Raw genomic sequence first — 19,911 nt, 5'->3', positions numbered from 1 at the left:
GGCTCTCCTAAAAGAAGGTTATTTCCTGTGAAGTCTGTTGCGCGCTTGAGTCGCCGTGGTGATTGCGGCGTTGCTCGTCGGTGGCGTAAGTGGTTTCCATGCGCGCCAGCCATTGGCGGGCGTCGATGGAGACGGCCTGTTCGGGCGACTGACTGGCCTGCTGCAGGTGCACATGCAGGTCCTCGATGTTGTCGCGCACGTGGCTGAGGATCTGGCTGACCCGGTCCTGGAATTGCAGGCTGACCAGCACCTCGGTGAGCTCATCGCGAATGCCGAAGCTTTCCCGTTGCAGCATGTCGGCCGAGTCGGCCAGCCGGCCAGTGACACTCTTGAAGCGCTCCAGCACCTGCTGGATGCTCTGCTCGGAGGCGCTGACGGAATGGCTGTCCTGGTCGGCACCGCTGGACGCGGCATGGACCAGCTGGGTGATGGCGGTGTTGATGATGTCGACCTTGGCCGACATCTGCTGGCCGGTCTCGCTGGACTTGCTCGAAAGACTGCGCACGGCGTCGGCCACCACGGCAAAGCCACGCCCGGCTTCGCCGGCACGGGCGGCTTCAATGGCGGCGTTGAGGGCCAGCAGGTTGGTCTGCGCGGCAATCGCTGCGACGTCGGCGGCCATGGTCCGCAGTTCGCCGGTATAGGCCGTCAGGTTGCGCACCTGGGCCAGGGTTTCGTCGCGGCTGGCCTGGGTGGCTTTAAGGGAATCGATGACCTTGACCAGTTCGCCTTCGCTCTGGGCCAGCACCTGCACGGCGCCGCCGCTGCTCTGCCCGGCCAGTTCACCGGCGGCCAGTTGCGAGGCTTGCACGGTGTCTTCCAGGCGTGACGAAATGCCGGTGAAGCGGCTGGTCAGGGAGACGATCGCGGTTTCGGTCTGCTGCCGGGAGCTTTCGACTTGCTTGGCCCAGATCGGCATGGCACCGAGAATGACTTCGTTGAATTGTGCGTGGGTTTTATGAGCCTGGTGCTCGCTGCCTTGCAGATCGTGGTCGGCCATGGCGGCGGCGAGGGCGCTGTCGAGCTGCTGGCGTTGCGAGCGTGCAGCCCACACGCCAACCCCGGCGCCCAAGGCCAGGATCGCCACGCTCAAGCCAATGTTCGATGCACTCGCGCCATTGAGCGCGAGCACGCCAACGCTCGCGGCAATGGCCACCAGCACGGCACTCCAGAGGATGCGCGGTTGTGGTTGGGAAAGGGAATGACCGTGAGAATACGACGTCATGGTTCGGTCCTTGAACAGTGTTGCGGACAGGTTATTTGCGAATAACTGGTTATCTGCGACCCTTACTCGGACTTTAAGACCGGCTGTCCGATTCCGATATTGCCGTAGGCATTGGCCTACCCAGTACGTGGCACTGTGCCTTCAGATTAGACGCTGTCTGGGAAATGTCGAATGGCCCCGACGAAGGTATAAGCCGCGTGGCGGGAAGTACGCGCAGAGGGGCTTTTGTGGCGAGGGAGCTTGCTCAAGGGGCCTTTGTGGCGAGGGAGCTTGCTCCCGCTGGAGCGCGAAGCGGTCCCAAAAGCGGCTGGCGAGGTCAGCCTGATATACGGCGTGTCCAGGTTTCGGGGCCGCTGCGCAGCCCAGCGGGAGCAAGCTCCCTCGCCACAAGAGCCACAAGAGCAGCCTGCGCCGAATCTTCTGAAACGAGTTGTATGGATTGAGCTAAATTACCGGCACCCGGATTTTCAAACCTGCCATCAGAGTCCTCATGCCCACCCAGCCTCTTTGGAAAACCTATCTCCTGTTCCTGCTTCCCATGGTCCTGTCCAACTTCCTGCAGTCCATGTCCGGCACGCTCAACAGCATCTACATCGGCCAGATGCTGGGGACCCAGGCGTTGGCAGCGGTGTCGGGCATGTTTCCCATCGTGTTTTTCTTTATCGCCTTGGTGATCGGCCTGGGCGCGGGGGCCGGGGTGTTGATCGGGCAGGCCTATGGCGCCGGCGAAACCGGCAAGGTGAAGGCCATTGCCGGGGCGACCTTATTGCTGGGGGCGATCATCGGCCTGGCGGCGGCGGTGCTTGGCAGTGTCTTTGCGCGAGAGGCGTTGCAGGGGCTCGGCACGCCGGCCGACGTGCTGGAGGACGCCGTTTCCTATGCCCGGGTCATGCTGTGGATCTTGCCGATGTTGCTGGTATTCGTGCTGTTCACCCAACTGCTGCGCGGGGTCAGCGATACGGTGTCACCGATGTTGGCGCTGCTGGTGTCCACCAGTGTCGGGCTGCTGCTCACGCCGGCGTTGATTCGCGGCTGGCTGGGTTTGCCGCAAATGGGCATCCAGAGCGCGGCATGGGCGGGGCTGGTGGGGACGACGTCGGCGATGCTGATGCTGGCGTGGCGCCTGAATCGTCGCGAGCATGCCCTGGCGCCGGACCGTGCGTTGTTCGCCGCGATGCGCCTGGACAAGGACATCCTTGGCAAAGTGCTGCGCATTGGCCTGCCCACAGGGTTGCAGATGGTGGTGATCTCGTTGTCGGAGTTGGTGATCCTCGCGCTGGTCAATCGCCACGGTTCCGAGGCCACGGCGGCCTACGGCGCGGTGACGCAGATCGTCAACTACGTGCAGTTTCCGGCGCTGTCGATTGCCATCACCGCCTCGATCCTCGGCGCCCAGGCCATTGGCGCCGGACGCCTGGAGCGCCTGGGGCCGATCCTGCGCACGGGGCTGGCGATCAACCTCTGGCTCACCGGTGGGCTGGTGCTGCTGGGCTATCTGTTGTCCCACTGGCTGTTGGGGCTGTTCATCACTGACCCGGCGGCGCGGATCCAGGCCGAGCACCTGCTGCATATCATGCTTTGGAGCTTGCTGGTGTTCGGTTTCCAGGCAATCGTCGGCGGCATCATGCGCGCCAGCGGCACGGTGCTGGCGCCGGTCGCCATTTCGATCTTCTGCATCGTCGCCGTGCAAGTGCCGGCGGCGTATCTGCTGGACGCCCGCTTCGGGTTGCAAGGGGTGTGGATGGCGTTCCCGGTGGCTTACCTGAGCATGCTGCTGTTGCAGACGTTGTACTACAAGCGGGTGTGGCAGCATCAGCCGATCGAGCGCCTGGTGTAGCCGATCCAGCACCGGACCCTGTGGGAGCGAGCTTGCTCGCGATAGCGTCGGCACATTCAGCATCGATGCACGCTGACCCACCGCTATCGCGAGCAAGCTCGCTCCCACAACGGTCCAGGGGCATGACGATGTTACAGTGGCCGTCATGCGCCCCTTCATCATTGAGGATCCGATGCCTGTCACTCTGCGCTCCAATATCGCCTACCGCGCCTTCCTGTTCGACATGGACGGTACGTTGCTCAATTCCATCGCCGCCGCCGAACGGATCTGGACACGCTGGGCCCTGCGCCATGGCGTGGACGTGGCAACGTTCCTGCCGACCATCCATGGCGTGCGCGCCATCGACACCATCACCCGCCAGCACCTGCCGGGGGTGGATGCCGAGGCGCAGGCCGAGCAGATTACCCGGGAAGAAATCGAAGACGTCGAAGGGGTGGTGCAAGTGCCCGGTGCGCTGGCGTTCCTGGAAAGCTTGCCGCCGGAGCGCTGGGCAATCGTCACCTCCGCGCCCATGGCGTTGGCCTTGCGGCGCATGGAAGCGGCGGGCATCCCCCGTCCCGCCGTGATGGTCACCGCCGAAGACGTCAGCGACGGCAAGCCCAATCCCGCCTGCTATCGCCTGGCCGCCGAACGCCTGCACGTGGCGCCCCAGGAGTGCCTGGTCTTTGAAGACGCCGAGGCCGGAATCCGGGCAGGCGAGGCCGCCGGGGCTGACGTCCTGATGGTGACGGCAACGCACACGCACCCAGTGGTCACCCTTCACCCGCAGATCAAGGATTACCTCGGGCTAGGCCTTGAAGTGGATGAAGCCGGGCTGATGCGGATTCTGTAACCACAGCTGATCCCCTGTGGGGGCGAGCTTGCTCGCGATAGCGGTGGGTCAGCCTGCATCGATGTTGGATGTGCCGGCGCCATCGCGAGCAAGCTCGCTCCCACAGTTTTTTGAGTCGCCCACAGGCATCGCAGCCCCCACAAATCCCCCTGTGGGAGCGAGCTTGCTCGCGATAGCGGTGGGTCAGCTTGCATCAATGTTGGATGTGCCGGCGCCATCGCGAGCAAGCTCGCTCCCACAGTTTTTTGAGTCGCCCACAGGCATCGCAGCCACCACAAATCCCCTGTGGGAGCGAGCTTGCTCGCGATAGCGGTGGGTCAGCCTGCATCGATGTTGGATGTGCCGACGCCATCGCGAGCAAGCTCGCTCCCACATTGGAGTGGTGTAGGGGCTGGAGGTCAGGTCACCACGCGATAGCACGGCACATACGCCGCGCCGCCCGGCAGTTTCATGCGGTGCTGGGCGACGAAGGCCTGGAGCAGGCGGTCGAGGGGTTCCATGATGGCGGGGTCGCCGTGGATTTCGTAAGGGCCGTGTTCCTCGATCAGGCGGATGCCCTTGTCCTTGACGTTACCGGCCACGATCCCCGAAAACGCCCGGCGCAGGTTGGCGGCCAGTTCGTGGGCCGGCAGGTCGCGGCTCAGGCCCAGGCTGGCCATGTTGGCGTGGGTCGGGTCGAACGGGCGCTGGAAGCCCTCGTCGATCTTCAGCAGCCAGTTGAAGTGGAAGGCGTCGTTGCGCTCGCGGCGGAACTGCTTGACCTCCTTGAGCCCCTGGGTCATTTGCCGGGCCACTTCGGCCGGGTCGTCGATGATGATCTGATAGTGCTTCTGCGCCGCCTCGCCCAGGGTGGCACCGACAAACGCGTGCAACTGGTCGAGGTACGGCGCGGCGCTTTTCGGCCCGGTGAGCACCACTGGGAACGGCAGGTCCTGGTTGGCCGGGTGCATCAGGATACCCAGCAGGTAGAGGAACTCTTCCGCCGTGCCGGCGCCGCCCGGGAAGATGATGATGCCGTGGCCGACCCGCACGAAGGCTTCCAGGCGTTTCTCGATGTCTGGCAGGATCACCAGCTCATTGACGATCGGGTTCGGTGCCTCGGCGGCGATGATGCCCGGCTCCGTCAGGCCCAGGTAGCGCCCGCCATGGATGCGCTGCTTGGCGTGGGCGATGGTGGCGCCTTTCATCGGGCCTTTCATCACGCCCGGGCCGCAGCCGGTGCAGATGTCCAGGCTGCGCAGGCCCAGTTCGTGGCCGACCTTCTTGGTGTATTTGTATTCTTCGGTGTTGATCGAATGACCGCCCCAGCACACGACAATTTTCGGCTCGACACCCGGGCGCAGGGTGCGGGCGTTGCGCAGCAGGTGGAACACGTAGTCGCTGATGCCCTGGGACGAGCTGAGGTCGATGCGCTGGCTGTCCAGCTCGTTCTCGGTGTAGACGATGTCGCGCAGGGCGCTGAACAGCATCTCGCGGGTGCTGGCGATCATTTCGCCGTCGACGAACGCGTCGGCTGGCGCGTTCAGCAGCTCCAGGCGCACGCCCCGGTCCTGCTGGTGGATGCGGATCTCGAAGTCCTTGTAGGCTTCCAGGATGGTCTTGGCGTTGTCGACATGGGCGCCGGTATTGAGGATGGCCAGGGCGCACTGGCGGAAGAGGTCGTAGATGCTGCCGGAGCCGGCTTCGCTCAGTTGTTGCACTTCGCGCTGGGACAAGGTTTCCAGGCTGCCTTTCGGGCTTACCGAAGCGTTGATTACATGTCTTTGAGTCATTCAGCTTTCCTTGAAAACGATGCCATGCACACAACGACGGCATCTTGAAAAAAACGTCCACACCGAAAGATCGCACGATCCTTGCGCCATCGCCATGGACTTCGATCCTCGCCCGGCGAGTCGGTAGCGATACAAAATGAGCCCCAGCATAGCTAAATCGACCGGGCAGGCGATAATGCGTGACTCTTTTGATGCCGTACAAGGAAATTGCGCCACGATGTTCGAGATCAAACCGTGGGATGGCGACACCTACCGCAGGCAGACCCGCCGCAGCACCCTGATCATCGCGGTGGTGTTCCTGGCCCTGGCGATGTTGCTGTCCAGCCTGGCCGTGATGCTGTTGGGTACGCCCGGAGGTGATAACTTTCGCTTCAACCTGGGCGGAGTGATGGTCGCCGTGTTGGCGATGGCGGTGCTGATGCGCCAGTATTTCTGGTCGCAGCCGTGGATGGCCGCCGCGGTGTACGGCTGGCAACTCAAGCGCAGCCTGATGAAAATCACCAACGTCATGCACCAGGTGACCGCCGGTGTGCAGGCCCAGGACCCCGCCGCCATGAAGCTGCTGCGCTTCTATCACCTGGGGCTGGCGCAGATGCATCAGCTGGACGCGAACTCCAGCGCCCAGGGTTCCCTGGCGCGAGAGGCCGACGCGCATCTGGCCAAGATGCAGGCGCTGGGCCTGGACACTGAACAGTCGCGCCTGGACCCGAGCTGGATCGAGACGGTGAAGCAAATCCATAGCGCCGGTTGATCGCAGAGGTTGCCGATGCGCGCCATTCGTCGGTAGGTCGCCAGGAAAATCAAACCCGCCCCCGGCACTGTCTTTCTCATGAACAGTCATGAAAAGGAGAGATGACATGCCAGATCGAAGCGTTTATGGCGCCTGGACGCTGCTTTGGGCGTCGGCTTTGGGATTGACCGGTTGCGCGGGCGGCACGAGCGGCTCGCCCGTCGATGCGCCGGGCGCGGCGAAGACCCCGACCACCGCGACGCTGGAAACCGGGGCGCGGCTCATGCAGGACAAACCGCCGTTGCGGGCGCTGGACACCTACCTCGATGGTTTTCATTTCTATAACGGGCGGATGTCCGGGCAGATGGAAGCGCATCACTACTGCACGGCGCTGAACGAGGAAGTCTTTCAGTGCGCGATCTTCGACGGCAATACCTCCAGCGCCAAGCTGATGGGCGTCGAGTACATCATCAGCAAGCGTTTGTTCGAAGGATTGCCAGCCAGTGAAAAACAGCTGTGGCACAGCCATGTGCACGAGGTGAAATCCGGGCAATTGATCGCACCGGGGATTCCCCAGGCCGCGGAAACCCGGCTGATGGAAAACCTGATCAGCACCTATGGCAAGACCTGGCACACCTGGCACACCGAACAGGGCAACGCGCTGCCTTACGGAGTGCCTCAGTTGATGATGGGGTTCACGGCCGATGGGCAGATCAACTCACGGCTGGTACGCGAGCGGGACGGTCGGATGGGCATCGACAGCGAAGCGAAAAAGCGGGCCCGAGCGGGTATTGAAGCGCCGGCGATCGATCCCGGTGCGGACGCCTGGCAGAAAGGGCAGGTGTGGCAAATTAAGGATCCGACTGGGGATCACACCCATTAAAAGGTTGTCGAAATTCCGCTTTTTGTGGCGAGGGAGCTTGCTCCCGCTGGGCTGCGCAGCAGCCCCATTAACCCTCAGGCATATCACTGACCGAGTTGAGCAATAGAGGGGGCTGCTTTGCAGCCCAGCGGGAGCAAGCTCCCTCGCCACGAAGTGTTCGAAGTAATAACGGCGGGATAGGACGTCGCGCAGTTAGTTTGAACTACGGCTGTTTGAAATGCCCCGGCACACCATGTTCTTCTTCGTTGGGCCGGGTTTTTTTCTGAACTTGGACATCGCTGAGTTCAACATCCTTGAGTTCACTGAACGTCGCCCTCAAGAGTGCTTCGGCTTCGTCGGCATTCAATGTCTCGGTGCTTGCCTCCACCACACGATTGTCAGGTTGGTTGTTGCTGATGAAACTGATGATGAATCGATCCTGGTTGCTCATGGGCGGCCTCGGTGCGGTTAAGCGCCAGGGCGCAGCAGCACTGCGCCCCGACGGTTTTCCAGGTTACGATTTCCTGCCGCCGCCATGGCTGCGTTCGCCACCTTTGCGGCCGGCTTCAGAGGCTTTTTCCCGGTCATTTGCAAAATTGCCGCCCGAAGCGTGTCCGCCTTTCTTGCCGGCTTCCGAAGCTTTCTCACGGTCATTTGCGAAATTACCTGGGTTCTTGTTTCCGGTGTTAGCCATTTTGAGAATCCTCATTTTGGTTAAAGCGAGCAAAAACTGCCTCGCCTAACTGTGAAAGAAAATTCCCGAGGGAAGTTTAAAGAAAACGTTTCGTTGGCGACGAACGGTAATCAGCTTGCTAAGCACAGGGAAAAAGTTATACAGCCGCTTCGCTTGGAAGTTGTACAGGATTGCCGCTTTTAATTGAAACGCCAACGAACATGTTATTTGTCAATGCCATTGTTTAATCTTCACCGCCGCTGACTTTCCAATGCTTGGCTTCCGCGGGGAACACCACTTGTTCGACCCGGTGGGCGATACCAAAGGCCAGGGAATTCTCGGCCGGAATCACCCGCTCCTCGGCGCACAGGCACTTGAATATATCCAATTGGGTCGCCGCGCCGGCGGTTTCCTTGACGTAGATCTCCACGTACCGCGCCACGTCGTTGTCCAGGCTGGACAGGTACTCGCGCAAGCGTGAATGGTCCACGGATTTCTGGCCGAAATACCAGTTCATCGGATGAATCAGGAAGCGTGAATGCGGGGTGGTGGTGCGGTCGCTGGCGGCCAGGAACATGACGATGCCCATCGACTCGATATTGCCGGCGTTGACTGCACGCACCGGCACCGGGAGGGACTTGATGAAGGTATACAGCGTAAAACCGAAGTTGGTGCTGCCGCCGACGGTGGAGAGGTTGAGCATCAGTGAGTCGGCGCCTTGCTCGATGGCCTCCAGGCAGTTGTCGCGAAAGCGTTCGGTGGTTCCCTGGTCGATCTGGCAATGAAAATGGACAATGTGTTCGGACATCTGAAACTCCTGTCGATTTCACCCTTTTTGAATACCTGCGCAGTGGTCGTGCCCTACAGTTGGGAGTCCGGTGGTCTGCCGATGTTCCACCTCCTTGACTCGCCGCGGGTCCATTGCGTTAACCCGATTGCGCCTGTTCGCAGGCCTCGGCCGTTTGGGTCATACGCTTCAAGAATAGCGCCAGTCCGGCTTCTTCTTCGCTGAGGCCTTTGCGGGCCCGGGGTTTGGGCAAGGCCTTCAGGGCGCCGAGCAGGAAACCTTCTACTACTGCAGGGTGGATGTAGCATTTGCGACAGACGGTCGGCGTGTTGCCCAGTTGTCGGGAGACCTGCCTGACCATCTCGGTAACGTGCCTCTTGGCTTCGGTCTCGGTTTCCCAACGCAGCGCCCGCAGCCCGGCCAGCGCGGCTGCGCTGCCGGCCCAGGTGCGGTAGTCCTTGGCGGTGAAATCGGCGCCGGTCAGCGTCTTGAGGTAGGCGTTGATGTCCGAAGAGCTGATGGAATGGCGCTCGCCATGTTCGTCCAGGTACTGGAACAGGTTCTGCCCGGGGATCTCCTGGCAGCGCTTGATGATCCGCGCCAGGCGCCGGTCCTTCACGGTGATCTGGTGCTCGACGCCGCTCTTGCCACGGAACTGGAAGGCGATGGCGCTGCCGTTGACCTCGACATGTTTGTTGCGCAGGGTGGTCAGGCCGTAGGAGCGATTGGCGCGAGCGTATTGGGGGTTGCCGACGCGGATCAGGGTCACGTCCAGCAAGGTGATGACCGTGGCCAGCACTTTGTCCCGGCTGAAGCCGGGCGTGGCGAGGATTTCTTCCAGGCGTTTGCGCAAGCGTGGCAGGGCGCGTCCGAACTCCAGCATCCGCGAATACTTGTCCGCATCGCGCACCTCACGCCAGCGCGCATGGTAGCGATACTGCTTGCGCCCGCGGGCATCGCGCCCGGTGGCCTGGAGATGACCACGGGGGTCGGTGCAAATCCAGACATCGGTGTAGGCCGGCGGCACCGCCAGGGCGTTGATGCGCTGGATCTCGGCGGCGTCGGTGATGCGCTGGCCTTGCGGGTCGAAATAACAGAATTTGCCCCGGAGCTTCTTGCGGGTGATGCCCGGGGCCGTGTCATCGACATAATGCAGGTCGGCCGGCAGTGCATCCGGCGGCAGGGTGTCGGGCATGAAAAAAGTCCTTGGCAACGAATCCGGTGGCCTGTGAATTCATTGACCGCAGGCTGTTGCGGTCGTGCCAAGATTCTGAGGCTGCCTTTGCCAAACCTGTGGGAGATTCCGGGACTGCCCCCGCCGAACCTGTGGGGGATTCTGGGACTGCCCCCGCCGAACCTGTGGGAGCGAGCTTGCTCGCGATGGCGGTGGATCAGTTTGCATAGAGGTTGAAGGTGCAGGCGGCATCGCGAGCAAGCTCGCTCCCACACGGGGTCATCTGAGTTGCTCAAATCCTACGCCAACACCGCCACCGCCTTGATCTGCGCCCACAACACCTGCCCCGGGTGCAGCTTCAACTGGTCGCGGGAGTAGCGAGTAATGCGCGCCAGCAGCGGGGTGCCGGCCGCTTCCAGGCGGATCAGCACATGGGCGGCGTTGTCGGCGGCCTGTTCGCTGATCACGGTGACCGGCAGGCGGTTGAGAATACTGGTCTGGACATCGTTCGCCAGGCTGAGGCTGACATCCCGGGCCTGGACCTTGAAGCGCAGCGATTGGCCGAGGGCCAATGAGGTATGGGCCACGCGGACGTTCAGTTGGCTGTCGGGCAGGTTCAAGGTCAGCAATTGATACGCCGGGTCATAGCCGTTGACCTTGCCTTCGATCACCACTCCGGCGTCATTTCCCAAGGCCAATGGCAGGTCGAGCCGGGCCAGGGTTTCGCCGATGGGGCCGCTGGCCTGGGCGCGGCCAGCGTCGAGCAGCACGATATGATCGGCCAGGCGCGCCACTTCGTCCTGGGAATGGCTGACGTACAGCACCGGGATGTCCAGCTCATCGTGGAGCCGTTGCAGATAAGGCAGGATCTCGTTTTTACGTCGGGTGTCGAGGGCCGCCAGCGGCTCATCCATCAGCAACAGACGCGGGCTGGTGAGCAAGGCGCGGGCGATGCCCACCCGTTGGCGTTCGCCGCCGGAGAGGTTGTGCGGCTGCCGATCGAGCAAGTGCCCGATGCCCAGCAGGTCGGTGGCCTGGTCCATGTCCACCCGCCGTTGTGCCGGTGCAATGCGCTTGAGGCCGAATGCCAGGTTGGCCCGCACCGACAGATGGGCAAACAGGCTCGCCTCCTGGAACACGTACCCCACGGGACGCTTGTGGGGCGGCACGAACACACCGCGCTCACTGTCCTGCCACACGTGGCCATTGACTTCGATAAACCCCTGGGCCGGCCGTTCCAATCCGGCAATGCAGCGCAGGCAGGTGGTCTTGCCGGAACCGGAGGGCCCATACAAGGCTGTCACGCCACGGCCCGGCAGTTGCACATCCAGGTCCAGGGAAAACGCCCCATGGTCGAGCTGCAAACGCGCGTGAATCATCGATCAGCTCCAGCCGGCGCGGGCTCGGCGGCTGGAGTACAGCGCCAGCAGCACGAGGAATGAAAACACCAGCATCGCCGCCGCCAGCCAGTGGGCCTGGGCATATTCCAGGGCTTCGACATGGTCGTAGATCTGCACTGACACCACCCGGGTTTTCTCCGGGATGTTGCCGCCGATCATCAGCACCACCCCGAATTCGCCGACGGTGTGGGCGAAACCGAGGATCGCCGCGGTGATGAAGCCGGGGCGGGCCAGGGGCAGGATCACGCTGAAAAACGTGTCCCAGGGCCCGGCCCGCAAAGTGGCGGCGACTTCCAGGGGGCGACTGCCGATGGCGGCGAAGGCGTTCTGCAACGGCTGCACCACAAACGGCATGGAATAGATCACCGAGCCGATCACCAACCCGGTGAAACTGAAGGTGAGAGTGCCCAACCCGAGGGCTTGGGTGAACTGGCCGACCCAGCCGTTCGGCCCCAACGCCAGCAACAGGTAGAAGCCGATCACCGTGGGCGGCAGCACCAAGGGCAGTGCTACCACCGCACCCACCGGCCCGCGCAGCCAGGAGCGGGTGCGCGACAGCCACAATGCGATGGGCGTGCCGATGAGCAGCAGGATCACCGTAGTCAATGACGCCAGTTTCAGGGTCAGCCAGATGGCGGCGTAATCGGCGCTGGTCAGGGGCATTTAGCGTTGGTAACCGTAGGTCTGGATGATGGCGGCGGCTTTCGGGCCTTTAAGGTAATCCACCAGGGCGGTGGCGGCGGGGTTGTCCCGGCCTTTGTCGAGGATCACCGCGTCCTGTTTGATCGGATCGTGCAGGTCGGCAGGGACGATCCATGCCGAACCGCTCGTGACTTTGCCGTCCTTGTACACCTGGGACAAGGCGACAAAGCCCAGTTCAGCGTTACCGGTGGAGACGAACTGATAGGCCTGGGTGATGTTCTGGCCTTCGACCCGTTTGCCTTTGACTTGGGCGGTCAAACCGAGCTTGTCCAGCACCTGGGTCGCGGCCAGGCCATAGGGCGCGGTTTTCGGGTTGGCGATGGACAGGTGTTGGAAGTCGCCATGCTGGAGGACCTGGCCCTTGTTGTCGACATAACCGGCCTTGGCCGACCACAGCGCCAGGGTGCCGACAGCGTAGGTAAAGCGCGAGCCTTTGATGGTGTCGCCTTCGCTTTCGAGCCTGGCCGGGGTGGTGTCGTCCGCGGCGAGGAAAACTTCGAAAGGCGCGCCGTTCTTGATCTGCGTGTAGAACTGCCCGGTGGCGCCGTACGCGGGTACCAGTTTATGCCCGGTGTCTTTTTCGAAAGCGGCGGCGATGGCCTGGATCGGCGCGGTGAAATTGGCGGCGACCGCCACCTGCACCTCGGCGGCCTGGACGGCACCAATCGTCATGAACGGGAACAGTAACGGCGCGAAGTGGGTGAGGCGCATGGGTGAGGCTCCGGGGCAGGTTCGCTATATACCGGAATATATAGCGAATGACCGACAAACGGAACGCGGCATTTTGCCTGGGTAGTGAGGGTGCCAGGGCTGGCCCCATCGCGAGCAGGCTCGCTCCCACACGAGGCCTGGGGTGGCAGCCGGATTCACGTTCACCGCCGAACCCTGTGGGAGCCGAGCTTGCTCGCGATGGCGGTGGATCAGCTTGCATCCCTGTTGAATGTGCTACCGCTATCGCGAGCAAGCTCGGCTCCCACGGGTCCGGTGGTGTGTCCAGATTTCCCGGTTGCCCCCTATCCCCTGTGGGAGCGAGCTTGCTCGCGATGGCGGTGGATCAGCTTGCATCCCTGTTGAATGTGCTACCGCTATCGCGAGCAAGCTCGGCTCCCACAGGTCCGGTGGTGTGTCCAGATTTGCCGGTTGCCCCCTATCCCCTGTGGGAGCGAGCTTGCTCGCGATGGCGTTCGATCAGACATTCGCCCTGTGGAGTCGGGCCAATGCCTCCTCGGCCAACCGCCGCGTCAACTCGGCCGCCGGTAACTCGCGGCCCAGAGGGAAGGCCTGGCCGGCCCAGAGGTTGCTGAAGTCTGCTTCGCCCTTGGCCCGCAGCGGCATCAACGCGCCGCCGGCCAGGGGGAACGCTGGGGCCAGCGGACTCATCGGGCCCACTTCGCGCATCACCCGGTTGACGATGCCCCGGGCCGGCCGACCCGTGAACAGGTTGGTGACCGCGGTCTGGCTTTCCTTGGCCGTGCGCAACGCCCGGTGATGGGACGCGCTGATCTTCGCCTCGGGCGTGAATAGATAGGCGCTGCCCAATTGCACCGCCGAGGCACCGAGGGCGAACGCCGCGACAATCCCCCGCGCATCGCCAATGCCACCGGTGGCGATTACCGGCACCTTCACCGCATCCACCACCTGCGGCAGCAAGGCAAACAGCCCGACCTGGGTGTTGAGGTCGTCGCTGAGGAACATCCCGCGATGCCCCCCGGCTTCATAACCCATGGCAATGATCGCGTCGCAACCGTGCTGTTCAAGCCAGATGGCTTCCTCGACGGTGGTGGCCGAAGAAAGGATTTTCGCCCCGGTGGCCTTGACCCGGTCCAGCAGGGATTTTTCCGGCAGACCGAAATGGAAACTCACCACCTTGGGACGCATCTCCTCCAGCACCCGGCAGGCCGCATCATCGAAAGGCGTGCGGTTGGACACCGGCGTTGGTGCGTCGAAGTCGACGCCCAGTTCCTCGTAGTACGGCTTGAGCCGTTGCTTCCAGGCCTCGGCCCGTTGTTCGTCGAAGGCCGGTGGCTGGTGAGCGAAAAAATTCACATTGAACGGCTTGTCGGTCTGCTCGCGGATGGTCGTCAGCGCCTGGCGCAGTTGTTCGACATCGAGCATCGCCGCCGGCATCGAACCCAACCCGCCGGCATTGCAGGTCGCGACCACCATGGCCGGCCCGGTCACCCCGGCCAACGGGCCCTGGATGATGGGCAGCTCGATACCGAGCAAGTCAAGAATGCGAGTGTCTGGCCACTGGCTCATGTACGGGTCTCCGACGGCAGAAGGAAACAGCGTTTTTAACAGGTGTGGGCCGGCGACGGCCAGTCGAGTTTTTCAATCGAGTGCTCGCCGCTTGATCCCGACGCCGTGAGGGTTACCATGCGGGCTTCATACACAAGGAGCCTGACCCATGGATGTGAAACTCAAGACTGTCGAACCCTTCACCGTGGCCGGTTTGCAGGTGCGCACCCGCAACACCGACGAGCAGCATCCCGACACGGCGAGGATCGGCCCGATGTGGCAACGATTCTTCACCGAAGGGTTGTTCGACACGATTCCGGCCCGGCAGTCGGAGTCGTTCGTCTACGGTGTCTATTCCAATTACGAGTCCGACGCCACCGGCCACTTCGACGTAACGGCCGGGGTGCAGGTGGATGCCACCAGCGCAGGCTACCCCGCCGTGGACATCGAGGGCGGGGATTACCTGGTGTTTTCGGCCAAGGGGCCGATGCCCGATTGCGTGATCCAGACCTGGGGCCTGATCTGGGCGTACTTCGCCGATAACCCCCAGACGCTGCGCCGTTTCACCACCGATTTCGAGGTCTACAGCGGCCCCGAATCCGTGGCGATCTACATCGGCATTCAATCCCCAGACGAGCGCTCCAGCGCCAGCAACTGACGCTTGCGCTCCACGCCCCAGCGATAGCCCGACAGGTTGCCGTCGCTGCGCACCACCCGGTGGCAAGGGATCGCCACTGCCAGGCTGTTGGCGCCACAGGCCTGGGCCACGGCGCGCACGGCCTTGGGCATGCCGATGCGCTGGGCGATCTCGGCGTAGCTGGCGGTGCTGCCGGCGGGGATGTCCCGCAACGCTTGCCAGACTCGCTCCTGGAAGGCGGTGCCGCGCAGGTCCAAGGGCAGGTCCAGGCCCAAGGCGGGAGCTTCGATGAAGCCCACCACTTGGGCGATCAACTGCTCGAACTCCCGGTCGGCACCGATGAGGTTGGCCCGGCGGAATTTGTCCTGCAGGTCCCGCACCAGGGCATCCGGATCGTCGCCCAGCAGGATCGCGCACACGCCACGCTCGCTTTGCGCCACCAGGATCGCCCCGAGGGAGCACTGGCCGACGGCGAACCGGATGTCGGTGTTCTGCCCGGCGGCGCGGTAGTCGGCGGGCTTCATGCCCAACACCTTGTCGGCCGCCTCATAGAAACGGCTGTTGGAATTGAAACCGGCGTCGTACAGCGCCTCGGTGATGGTGCCGCCATCGGCCAGGCGTTCGCGCACCTTGCGTGAGCGGTGGGCGGCGGCGTAGCCCTTGGGCGTCAGGCCGGTGACCGCCTTGAAGACCCGATGGAAATGAAAGGGGCTCAAGCCGGCGCTGTCTGCCAGTTCATTCAGGCCGGGCAGCGCCTCGGCCGCCTCGATCTGCCGGCAAGCCGCCGCGACCCGGGCCGCTTGTTGGGCGGCGACCTGGGTCTGGTCCCGGGCCACGCGCTTGCTGGGCCGGTAGCCGGCGGCCTGGGCCTGTTCCGGCGTGTCGAAGAACTCGACGTTGCGCGGGTTGGGCAGGCGCGACAGGCTGCTGGGGTGGCAGTAGATGCCGGTGGTTTTCACGCCATAGACAAATGTTCCGTCGGCGCGCGGATCGCGGGCGAGCACGGCGGCCCAGCGAGGATCCTGTTCAGCGGCGAGATTGTTTGAAGTGCTGTTCATGGTCGTTATTCCATTGGCCCGTTTTGGCTACATTAGCCAGCCTGCGAGAGGGCGACACTCCGGGTCTTGCGGTCGAATTCTGCACCTTCACCCGGCGGTGCGAAACGTCAGGTTGATCCGCTGGGCGCCCAGGCGCGGGTGTTGTCCTTCCTTGAGCGGCAGCACGCCGTGGTAACGCAAGCGGTCCACGCCGCCCCAGACCACGATGTCGCCATGGAACAGCGGGATGCGCAGGCTTTTGTCGCTGCGCGCGAAGCCGCCGAACTGGAACACCGCCGGCAAGCCCAGGGACATCGAGACGATGGGGGCGTCGAGGGAGCGCTCGTTCTTGTCCTGGTGCAGCGACATTCGCGCGCCGGGCACATAGCGGTTGATCAGGCAGGCGTCGGGCTCGAACGCCTCGAACCCCGCCTGGCGGGCGGCAGCCTGGGCCAGTTCGCGAAACACCGCCGGCATGTCGGGCCAGGGACGGCTGGTCTGCGGGTCATGGGCTGTGTAGCGATAGCCGCTGCGGTCGGTGGTCCAGCCCAGCGCGCCGCAACTGCTCAAGGCCACCGACATGGTAAAGCCGCCGGGCGTGACCATCTGCCGGAACGGCGCAGCTTGCAAGACGCTCTCCAGCGCCGGCAGCAAACGCTCGAGCCAGGGCAGGGCGAACCCGCGCAGCACGAACGCTTGCTGGCCGATTTGCTCGACCTGGCCGGGCGTGGTGGGCGCCTGCTCGGCGAACAGGTCCAAGGTGACCGGTGTGTCGTTATTGCGCATCATGAAAAATGATTCCCAAGGTGTGCCGCCTGCCGCTGTGCACGCAACTGACGCCATGGCGCATGTTCACCCGATAATAACCGCGAACGCCTTTGACCGGCCGCTGGTGCACGGCAAATACCACGGCGTCGCCCTGTGCCAGATCGATGACCAGGGGCCGCGACTGCATGCGCGGGCGCTGTTCGGTGAGGACAAACTCGCCACCGGTAAACTCTTGGCCCGGTTCCGACAGCAGGATCGCGACCTGCAAGGGGAACACCTGTTCGCCGTACAGATCCTGGTGCAGGCAGTTGTAGTCCTGCGGGCCGTATTGCAGCAACAACGGTGTGGGGCGCGATTGTCCGGCGGCGTGGCAGCGCTGGATAAAGTCGGCGTGTTTGTGGGGGTAGCGCACGTCCAGGCCCATGCATTCATTCCAGCGGTTCGCCAGCGGCACCAGCATGGGGTACAGCGACTGACGCAGCTGTTGGATGAGGTCCGGTAGCGGATAGCGAAAATACTGATACTCGCCGCGCCCGAATCCGTGGCGGGCCATGATCACCTGCGATCGGAAAAGACTGGGGTCGGTGTACAAACCACTCAGTTGCCGGCATTGCGATGGCGGCAGCAGGTTGCGAATGATTGCACAGCCGTCCTGGTCGAGACTGTGCTCCAGGGTGGGCCAGTCCAGATTGACGAGGTGTTGGGGCAGGGAAAGCGTAGGGGGCATGATGGCAATCCTTGTTGGAAAGGACTGTTCAGTCTGCGCAGTGCGGCGTTGCCGGGCACTCCGATTCTTGCGGTACGCAGCCATCCCTGTGGCGAGGGAGCTTGCTCCCGCTGGGCGGCGAAGCCGACCCAAAATGACTGGCGTGTTCTTGCAGGCAGACCGCGCCAGCAGGTTTTGCGACTGCTGCGCAGCCGAGCGGGAGCAAGCTCCCTCGCCACAAAAGCATCGTGCCCACCCAGTGGCTACAAAAATCAATCAGGATGAGCCATTACAGCGCCTTGCTGACCTTGACCTCGCTGATCACATCGCCGGTCTCGCCGTGCAGCTTTTGCAACGCGGCCCGGGCTTCTTCCTCGGTGCCGGTTTCCAGTTGCGCGAATTCGAAGCGGCGCTCGTCGTTGAGCTTGTACTTGATAACGTATTTGGTCGTCTGGGCCACGGTTTTGCCTTTCTTGAAAGGGCGATGTTCAGCTCAGTTTCGAGCTGGAGCGCCGGATAATCTTGATCTTGTGGGTCAGGGTCGGCTTGCGCGTGACGCTGATTGCACGGCGGTTGACGGTGTCGATGGTGATGTTCCAGAAACCGGTGCTCGGCGCCGTGATCCTGGCCGGGAAGGTGTCGAACGCGCCACCGTGATACGTGTGCCGGCCGCCGTTCTTGAAGCTGCGGAAGTTGGCGTCGTTCATCAAACGGATGTTGCACATTTGCGAGCATTCGATGACGACAATGTCGTCTTCGTTCAGGTGCTCGCGCTGGTGAATGAATTTCATGGGCGCCTCCAGAAGGGCTTTTTCTACAAAATCAAAACGATAGCAAGGGGCAATGAGGCGCAGTTTATCAGCCCCGAGTGTTAATATCCGGCCCGCGCGCCAGGCTTTGTTCATTTATCGCAGGTAGCGGGAAAAAAAAGCGGTGCGGCACCGGAGCAAAACGGTGTTTGCACTGTCGGAGCATCTTTATTGGAGGAAACATATGAAGCGCAGCGTGTGGGTGTTGGCATTGGCCATGAGTGGATGTGCATCGGTATCGGACATCAACCAGACGCCCCCCACCATGAGCGTCATCTCCGGAAAGAAACCCCACGAATATGCCAAGTGCGTGGCCGACAAGCTGGCTAGCAGCCGTGGTTCGCTGCAGATGGAGCCGCACAAGAACGGCGTGCGGCTGATCGTCCCGGGCAAACTGTCGACCCTGCCAGCGGCAGTGTTCGACATTGACGAGCGTTCCAGTGGTAGCAGCATCAAGTTGCACGAAAGCATGTCCAACGTGCCCGTGCGTCCGGGCGACGTGCAGGATGCCGCCAACGCCTGCATTTCCGGCTGAACACCGTCAGCGCCTGACGAGCGGACCGGCCATCGGATAAACTGCTGTCCCTCGACAAAAAATGCCGCCACGGTCAACGTTGGCGGCATTGTCATTCATGGAGTCACTCGATGAAACGCGAGCAGGTGCGCGAGCGCCATGCAGAAGGCCTTATCTTTGCTACCCACGTGATCCAGAACCCGGCGAGCCCGGGCGAATGGATCGTGTTCTTCAAGAAAAGCGCCGGGCGCAGTTTTTTCCTGGTGGATGAGCAGGACGAAGTCGAGTCCTTCAGCCAGCTCGATGACCTGGTCGAGACCATACGTGGGCTGGGCATCAAGTTCGCCGAAATACACATCTAACTTATTTGCAGACCACCACGACACTGCGGCTGCTGAAGTTGCCGACGTCGACGCCCAGGGTCTTCTCGCTGTCCTTGGCCTGGGGCGTGCCGTCGGTGCCGACGATGCGGTAGCCGGTGCCGGCACAGGACGCATCGGCCTTTTCATAGCAAGTCGCCCAGGAATTGGCCTCACCCGAACAGTCGATCGCCAAGCCTTGCTCACCATTATCGAGATAGGTTTTTTCGGCTGAGGCACAGCCCGCCAGGGCCAGGACTGTAAACAGCGCCAGAAGTGTTTTCATGGGATCGTCATCGAGGAGGGAAGGGCACTGGCGAGGTTATAGCGAATGGCCATTGCGGTACAGCTAAACAAGCCTCGTTCAATCACCGGGCGGCATTGAACGAGGCTCGCCCGTTTATTTATTTCTTGCGGCGGGGGCTACGTGCAGGGGCGCTTTCGCGTTCTTTCGTCGCTGGAGCCGCGCGTTCGTCCTGGAATACCGCAGCCACTTCCACTGCCATGGCCTTGCTGGGCAAGGGACCGGCGACCTGCTCGCCGTGGTAGTTGATAATCCACCACTGGCCGTCCTTGCCCTGGCTGACCGAATAACCGTTTGCGTTTCTTGCCGACATCTAGCTGCCTCAGTTGGCGTGATCAAGGCCGCCATGATACGTCAAATGCTCGCAAACAGCGCTCACTGGCGTACAGTGGACCGCTGCAGCCATCGAAACGAAAGGCGATTGAACTATCCGCCGTTTTTTATTTCTCTATGATGGCACCGGTTGGCCAGTGCGGGCATTGTAAGGTGCCCGTCGCCTGATTAGACTGCGCCGAAACTCGTACACACCGCCTTTTCAAGGACTT

The 19,911-nt window shown here is 62.6% G+C and carries 23 protein-coding genes and 1 pseudogene; 7 read left to right on the top strand and 17 right to left on the bottom strand.

The annotated features are described in order from the left end of the window. Positions 1-7: 7 nt before the first annotated feature. Positions 8-949 (bottom strand): annotated as a pseudogene (locus J3P85_RS18590) (methyl-accepting chemotaxis protein); the annotation flags it as partial. Between the two features lie 766 nt (positions 950-1,715). Here J3P85_RS18590 and J3P85_RS18585 point away from each other — a divergent pair. Together J3P85_RS18585 and J3P85_RS18580 are read left to right on the top strand one after the other, a co-directional pair. Further along, entirely contained in the window at positions 1,716-3,062 is a 1,347-nt protein-coding gene (locus J3P85_RS18585; protein WP_411387174.1) for an MATE family efflux transporter, read from the top strand. Between the two features lie 172 nt (positions 3,063-3,234). After that, entirely contained in the window at positions 3,235-3,894 is a 660-nt protein-coding gene (locus tag J3P85_RS18580) for an HAD family hydrolase (protein ID WP_434702895.1), read from the top strand. A 398-nt stretch (positions 3,895-4,292) separates the two neighbouring features. Here J3P85_RS18580 and ppnN read toward each other — a convergent pair whose 3' ends face one another. Beyond that, positions 4,293-5,666 carry a nucleotide 5'-monophosphate nucleosidase PpnN gene (ppnN, locus tag J3P85_RS18575; RefSeq protein ID WP_053122984.1) on the bottom strand — a complete coding sequence of 458 codons (1,374 nt, stop codon included), beginning with the start codon at positions 5,664-5,666 and terminating at the stop codon, positions 4,293-4,295. 217 nt (positions 5,667-5,883) lie between these two features. On the opposite strand from ppnN, the gene J3P85_RS18570 reads away from it, so the two are divergent. Together J3P85_RS18570 and J3P85_RS18565 are read left to right on the top strand one after the other, a co-directional pair. Beyond that, positions 5,884-6,417, top strand: coding sequence for a DUF3087 family protein (locus J3P85_RS18570; RefSeq protein ID WP_434702894.1), 534 nt, complete (start codon positions 5,884-5,886; stop codon positions 6,415-6,417). A gap of 106 nt (positions 6,418-6,523) precedes the next feature. Next, positions 6,524-7,279 carry an OBAP family protein gene (locus J3P85_RS18565; protein WP_434702893.1) on the top strand — a complete coding sequence of 252 codons (756 nt, stop codon included), beginning with the start codon at positions 6,524-6,526 and terminating at the stop codon, positions 7,277-7,279. 202 nt (positions 7,280-7,481) lie between these two features. Here the strand turns inward: J3P85_RS18565 and J3P85_RS18560 are convergent, their stop codons facing one another. The 8 genes from J3P85_RS18560 to J3P85_RS18525 form a co-directional block, all read right to left on the bottom strand. Continuing rightward, positions 7,482-7,709, bottom strand: coding sequence for a hypothetical protein (locus J3P85_RS18560; RefSeq protein ID WP_434702892.1), 228 nt, complete (start codon positions 7,707-7,709; stop codon positions 7,482-7,484). A gap of 63 nt (positions 7,710-7,772) precedes the next feature. Continuing rightward, positions 7,773-7,952 carry a general stress protein gene (locus J3P85_RS18555; RefSeq protein WP_082343568.1) on the bottom strand — a complete coding sequence of 60 codons (180 nt, stop codon included), beginning with the start codon at positions 7,950-7,952 and terminating at the stop codon, positions 7,773-7,775. A 223-nt stretch (positions 7,953-8,175) separates the two neighbouring features. Then, positions 8,176-8,739 (bottom strand): ATP-dependent Clp protease proteolytic subunit, encoded by a 564-nt coding sequence (locus J3P85_RS18550; protein WP_250965899.1) that lies wholly within the window; start codon positions 8,737-8,739, stop codon positions 8,176-8,178. 118 nt (positions 8,740-8,857) lie between these two features. Further along, positions 8,858-9,913 carry a DNA topoisomerase IB gene (locus J3P85_RS18545; protein WP_434702891.1) on the bottom strand — a complete coding sequence of 352 codons (1,056 nt, stop codon included), beginning with the start codon at positions 9,911-9,913 and terminating at the stop codon, positions 8,858-8,860. A 278-nt stretch (positions 9,914-10,191) separates the two neighbouring features. Then, positions 10,192-11,271 (bottom strand): molybdenum ABC transporter ATP-binding protein, encoded by a 1,080-nt coding sequence (modC, locus tag J3P85_RS18540; protein ID WP_434702889.1) that lies wholly within the window; start codon positions 11,269-11,271, stop codon positions 10,192-10,194. A gap of 3 nt (positions 11,272-11,274) precedes the next feature. Beyond that, a complete protein-coding gene (gene modB, locus J3P85_RS18535) occupies positions 11,275-11,955 on the bottom strand; it encodes a molybdate ABC transporter permease subunit (protein ID WP_434702888.1) in 681 nt (226 codons plus the stop codon). Continuing rightward, positions 11,956-12,705, bottom strand: coding sequence for a molybdate ABC transporter substrate-binding protein (modA, locus tag J3P85_RS18530; protein ID WP_434702886.1), 750 nt, complete (start codon positions 12,703-12,705; stop codon positions 11,956-11,958). Positions 12,706-13,182: 477 nt separating this feature from the next. Then, complete coding sequence (locus J3P85_RS18525; RefSeq protein ID WP_434702885.1) at positions 13,183-14,253, bottom strand: NAD(P)H-dependent flavin oxidoreductase; 1,071 nt, start codon at positions 14,251-14,253, stop codon at positions 13,183-13,185. A gap of 148 nt (positions 14,254-14,401) precedes the next feature. Between J3P85_RS18525 and J3P85_RS18520 the strand changes: the two genes are divergently transcribed. Next, positions 14,402-14,890, top strand: a complete 489-nt coding sequence (locus J3P85_RS18520) for a GyrI-like domain-containing protein (protein WP_207961695.1) — start codon at positions 14,402-14,404, stop codon at positions 14,888-14,890. Here the strand turns inward: J3P85_RS18520 and ada are convergent. From ada to J3P85_RS18495, 5 genes are all read right to left on the bottom strand, one after another. Next, positions 14,854-15,927, bottom strand: coding sequence for a bifunctional DNA-binding transcriptional regulator/O6-methylguanine-DNA methyltransferase Ada (ada, locus tag J3P85_RS18515; RefSeq protein ID WP_434702883.1), 1,074 nt, complete (start codon positions 15,925-15,927; stop codon positions 14,854-14,856). The genes J3P85_RS18520 and ada overlap by 37 nt on opposite strands. An 87-nt stretch (positions 15,928-16,014) precedes the next feature. Next, positions 16,015-16,695, bottom strand: coding sequence for a DNA oxidative demethylase AlkB (gene alkB / locus J3P85_RS18510; protein WP_434702882.1), 681 nt, complete (start codon positions 16,693-16,695; stop codon positions 16,015-16,017). Continuing rightward, positions 16,682-17,401, bottom strand: coding sequence for a 2OG-Fe(II) oxygenase (locus tag J3P85_RS18505; RefSeq protein ID WP_434702881.1), 720 nt, complete (start codon positions 17,399-17,401; stop codon positions 16,682-16,684). Before J3P85_RS18505 ends, alkB begins: the two co-directional genes overlap by 14 nt. Before the next feature lie 268 nt (positions 17,402-17,669). After that, positions 17,670-17,840 (bottom strand): hypothetical protein, encoded by a 171-nt coding sequence (locus J3P85_RS18500; protein ID WP_186709303.1) that lies wholly within the window; start codon positions 17,838-17,840, stop codon positions 17,670-17,672. Between the two features lie 28 nt (positions 17,841-17,868). Next, positions 17,869-18,171, bottom strand: coding sequence for a DUF1883 domain-containing protein (locus J3P85_RS18495; RefSeq protein WP_003182962.1), 303 nt, complete (start codon positions 18,169-18,171; stop codon positions 17,869-17,871). A 202-nt stretch (positions 18,172-18,373) separates the two neighbouring features. Here J3P85_RS18495 and J3P85_RS18490 point away from each other — a divergent pair, with 202 nt between their 5' ends. Together J3P85_RS18490 and J3P85_RS18485 are read left to right on the top strand one after the other, a co-directional pair. Next, positions 18,374-18,724 (top strand): hypothetical protein, encoded by a 351-nt coding sequence (locus tag J3P85_RS18490; protein ID WP_053122953.1) that lies wholly within the window; start codon positions 18,374-18,376, stop codon positions 18,722-18,724. Between the two features lie 110 nt (positions 18,725-18,834). Continuing rightward, a complete protein-coding gene (locus J3P85_RS18485) occupies positions 18,835-19,065 on the top strand; it encodes a hypothetical protein (protein WP_186709307.1) in 231 nt (76 codons plus the stop codon). 1 nt (position 19,066) lies between these two features. Here J3P85_RS18485 and J3P85_RS18480 read toward each other — a convergent pair whose 3' ends face one another. Together J3P85_RS18480 and J3P85_RS18475 are read right to left on the bottom strand one after the other, a co-directional pair. Then, positions 19,067-19,348, bottom strand: a complete 282-nt coding sequence (locus tag J3P85_RS18480; protein ID WP_186709309.1) for a hypothetical protein — start codon at positions 19,346-19,348, stop codon at positions 19,067-19,069. 118 nt (positions 19,349-19,466) lie between these two features. Beyond that, entirely contained in the window at positions 19,467-19,679 is a 213-nt protein-coding gene (locus J3P85_RS18475; protein ID WP_060741669.1) for a hypothetical protein, read from the bottom strand. Positions 19,680-19,911 lie beyond the last annotated feature (232 nt).

The sequence above is a fragment of the Pseudomonas sp. Z1-12 genome (assembly GCF_051132015.1).
Classification (GTDB): Bacteria; Pseudomonadota; Gammaproteobacteria; order Pseudomonadales; family Pseudomonadaceae; genus Aquipseudomonas; species Aquipseudomonas zanjanensis.
This window is presented reverse-complemented; position numbering and strand designations above follow the sequence as displayed.